We start from the raw sequence: 3,271 nt of genomic DNA, 5'->3' as shown, positions 1-3,271 counted from the left end.
GTGCGATCGCCCAAGCTTTCACCGCTGATATCGATCGATTACCTGTTCAATAAATGCCTGCCATTTCTGATTGGGAACCCAAATTCTATGTAAATCATTTTTGGCAGTTTCTTCATCTACCCCTTGATGAAGCAATCTGTATAAATAGATAAAAGATGAAACTCTCATATTGGCAGCGCAGTGAACAAACACCGATTTGTTCGCATTCGCTTCCATGACGCTAAAAAATTGACTGATATCCTCAAGAGTAGGATTTTCCCAAACTACTGGGATGTGTACGTATTCCATTCCCAAATTTTCAACGAGTGCTTGCTCGTTTGGCAAGGCTTTGGGTGATTCGGGTAAGGCTAAATTCACTATAAGTTGATATCCAGCATCTTTAATAACACCTAACTGCGCTTCGGTCGGCTGTCCCGCCGTTGCCACTTTTGCCGATACTTTGAAAAAGTTGTAAATGCTTTCAATTTGGTTCTCAGACATTCTGTTCTCCTTTGACATAGCCCCTATTAACGGTTCTCTAGCGGAATAGCTGAGGATAAATCTGCCGCCAAGCCATCCACGTAAAAACTCCAGTTAACAGCACCATCCATAGCAATTGTATTAACCAATACTGCGGGATTGCTAACTCCCAACGCAACAAATCTACCAACGGAGAAAGAGGAAGAAAACTAGCGACTTTACTCAATAAAGGTGGTAGAGTTTCGCGGGGAAAAAAGGTGCCGCAGATAGTGTACATTGGTACAATTAATAAGTAAATTGGCACGTTTATGTGATCGATCGTTCGCATAACACCAGCTGTGAGCAGTCCCATCGCCGCAAAGAGCAGACTGCCCAAGCAAATTAACGGTAAAGATAATAACAAATTCCAGCCAGAGAAAAACCCCAACAAAACTTCTACAATACCCGTCACAACTCCGGTAATTGCGCCGCGAGTCGCCGCCCAAAGCCAGTCGCCGCAGAACACTTCTGCAAAAGTCAGCGGTGCTGTTAGCAACGCTTGCCAAGTTTTTTGGAAATTCAAACGAACAAAGCTGCCGAAAGCTCCTTCAGAATATGATTGGAAAATCACTCCGATCGCAATCATTCCCGGTGCAATAAACGTCATGTAATCGACAGTTTTACCCGCATAAGTAATCTCTCCCAGTAGCGGCGTTAAGCCATAACCAAAAGCTAGCAAGTAAACGATCGGTTCTAACATAGGAGGAAGACAGTTAACCAGCCAAGTCTTTTGATAAACTTTAGCGTGGCGATGCCAAACTGAATAGATTCCCCAAAGTGTGATGCTCGATTTAAACTTCATTTAAAGACCTACCAGTTAGGCGTAAAAAGACATCTTCTAAATTAGCTCGTCGCCGCGTGAGGGAGGTTGGCTGTTTGGCGACGAGTTCCTCCCACAACAAATTGGGATTTTCAGGCGGTAAGGTCAACAAATATCCGCTACTGAAAGGACGACACCAAGTTCCTGTTTGTTTTGCAAGTTGTTGCAGGATTGATTCGGCAACGCCTTCAATTTCGACAATTTCTTGACCTACTATGCGCGAAATCAGTTCGGTGGGAGTGCCAGAATCAATTACTTGACCTTCCTGAAGCAGCAGGAGACGATCGCACAATCGTTGCGCTTCGTCCATATAATGAGTAGTCAATAAAACTGCACAGCCATTTTGTTTCAATTGACTCACCAGTTTCCAAAATTCTTGCCTTGCATCTGGGTCTAACCCCGTAGTCGGTTCGTCTAAAAACACTACATGAGGTTTATTAATTATCGCACGCGCTAAAACTACTCGCCGCTTCCATCCTCCAGAAAGTTCATCAATTTTATAATTTGCATAATCTTGCAATCCCATTCGATCGAGTAATTCTCCCACCTGATGCCGCGCCGCTTTACCCGTGAGGCGATAATGATGAGCAAAGTGAATCAAATTCTCTTTAACTGTGAATTCCGGATCTAAATTATCTTCTTGAGTTACAATTCCCATGAAATAGCGAGCTTGGCGACCCTGAAGGTGTACTTGCAAGTCTCCCAACTGCACAAATCCTCGACTGGGAATCACCCCTCCGTAAAGCATCCCCACCGTTGTGGTTTTTCCAGCTCCATTCGGCCCTAAAACTCCGAGAATTTCTCCAGATTTAAGCGTAAAATTAACGTTTTGCACGACTGGGCGAGTGCCGTAAAATTTCCACAGGTCGTTTGCTACTAATGCGATCGATTCCATAAATTACCTGGATGTTAATTATCCTCACTGCCCTAATTTACAGATTGCTATATAATTTGGCGCTCCTGATGTGAAAGCTGCCTTATCGTAACCTCCCAACTGAGTTTCAATTATAAATCCATTATACTTAAGCAAGTTCCCCATCTCGTTCGGGTGATAAAGCCGCAGTTTTGTTTCTTCCACAAATTCCTTTTTCTGCTCTATTAAGCGGAAAAATAACTTACTCTTGGCGATTTGTGCGCTCACATCCAACTCGTTAACAACAGTTACCACCATTGTTCCTCTTCCATCTGGATCGGGATATACAGAATATAGGGTTGGCAATGGAGACCACATCGCCTCTATAGTCGGTTTCGTATAATAGTTAAGCATATCTATAATAAATTTCCCGTCCGGCTTTAAATGTTTCTTCACGCAATTAAAACAGGATTCCAAATCTTCTATCCTTAAAAGATGGTAGATTGAGTTTAAGGAAAATATAATTAACGAAAACTGCTTGCCCAAATCGAAATCGCAGACATCAGCTTTTATCCATTCTACTCGGTCAGATTTCTTTCTAGCTTCCCCCAGCATAGAGTCAGAAATATCAATACCCGTCACTTGCAAACCTTTTTCCGCTAACGGAAAAGCGATTCTCCCCGTACCGCAACATAGTTCTAAGACAGGTTCGCCATACTGACTAACCATGTCAGTCCAAAAAGGAATGTCTATCTTGGCTAAGTTAGAGAATGGGTAAAAATTATCGTAGATTAGATCGTAATGTCTGCCATCATAATGGATAGACTCAGTATCGGAAAGCTCGATAATGCTTTGCGCCTCTGGTTGACTTTTTAAATCGTCAATATTTGAGATGATCTGATTTTCTAATTCGTTGCTCACTGCGTTACTCATTAAATTTACTCATTTTATTATATAGCAAGGGCAAATGAGTGAGGGAAACATTACCACCAGTAATAATTACCCCGATTTTGGCATCAGATGCCGTAACTGCACCAGCTTCTACGTCTGTATAGGAGACTGGTAAACTTTTGGAAGTGGATGTATTTGATTGATTTTGT

General features: G+C 42.3%; 4 protein-coding genes. All 4 read right to left on the bottom strand.

Going from position 1 to position 3,271, the window contains the following annotated elements:
* Nucleotides 1-18 precede the first annotated feature (18 nt).
* The 4 genes from H6S82_RS25625 to H6S82_RS25610 are packed head-to-tail and all read right to left on the bottom strand — an operon-like array spanning nucleotide 19 to nucleotide 3,104.
* Nucleotides 19-480, bottom strand: coding sequence for a protein tyrosine phosphatase family protein (locus H6S82_RS25625; protein ID WP_190464881.1), 462 nt, complete (start codon nucleotides 478-480; stop codon nucleotides 19-21).
* A gap of 37 nt (nucleotides 481-517) precedes the next feature.
* Nucleotides 518-1,300 (bottom strand): ABC transporter permease, encoded by a 783-nt coding sequence (locus tag H6S82_RS25620; RefSeq protein ID WP_190464882.1) that lies wholly within the window; start codon nucleotides 1,298-1,300, stop codon nucleotides 518-520.
* The gene (locus H6S82_RS25615) at nucleotides 1,290-2,213 is read right to left on the bottom strand and encodes an ABC transporter ATP-binding protein (protein ID WP_190464883.1); all 924 of its coding nucleotides are present in this window, start codon (nucleotides 2,211-2,213) and stop codon (nucleotides 1,290-1,292) included. Before H6S82_RS25615 ends, H6S82_RS25620 begins: the two co-directional genes overlap by 11 nt.
* Before the next feature lie 24 nt (nucleotides 2,214-2,237).
* A complete protein-coding gene (locus H6S82_RS25610) occupies nucleotides 2,238-3,104 on the bottom strand; it encodes a class I SAM-dependent methyltransferase (RefSeq protein WP_190464884.1) in 867 nt (288 codons plus the stop codon).
* Nucleotides 3,105-3,271: the final 167 nt, after the last annotated feature.

The organism is Planktothrix sp. FACHB-1355, assembly GCF_014748295.1.
GTDB classification, from domain to species: Bacteria; Cyanobacteriota; Cyanobacteriia; order Cyanobacteriales; family Aerosakkonemataceae; genus Aerosakkonema; species Aerosakkonema funiforme_A.
The sequence above is the reverse complement of the archived record's forward strand: the minus strand, read 5'-3'. Positions and strand labels throughout refer to the sequence as shown.

What these genes read in the sequence shown, in the direction of transcription:
- H6S82_RS25625 (WP_190464881.1), bottom strand. Translation starts at nt 480, where the DNA reads ATGTCTGAGAACCAAATTGAAAGCATTTACAACTTTTTCAAAGTATCG.
- H6S82_RS25620 (WP_190464882.1), bottom strand. Translation starts at nt 1,300, where the DNA reads ATGAAGTTTAAATCGAGCATCACACTTTGGGGAATCTATTCAGTTTGG.
- H6S82_RS25615 (WP_190464883.1), bottom strand. Translation starts at nt 2,213, where the DNA reads ATGGAATCGATCGCATTAGTAGCAAACGACCTGTGGAAATTTTACGGC.
- H6S82_RS25610 (WP_190464884.1), bottom strand. Translation starts at nt 3,104, where the DNA reads ATGAGTAACGCAGTGAGCAACGAATTAGAAAATCAGATCATCTCAAAT.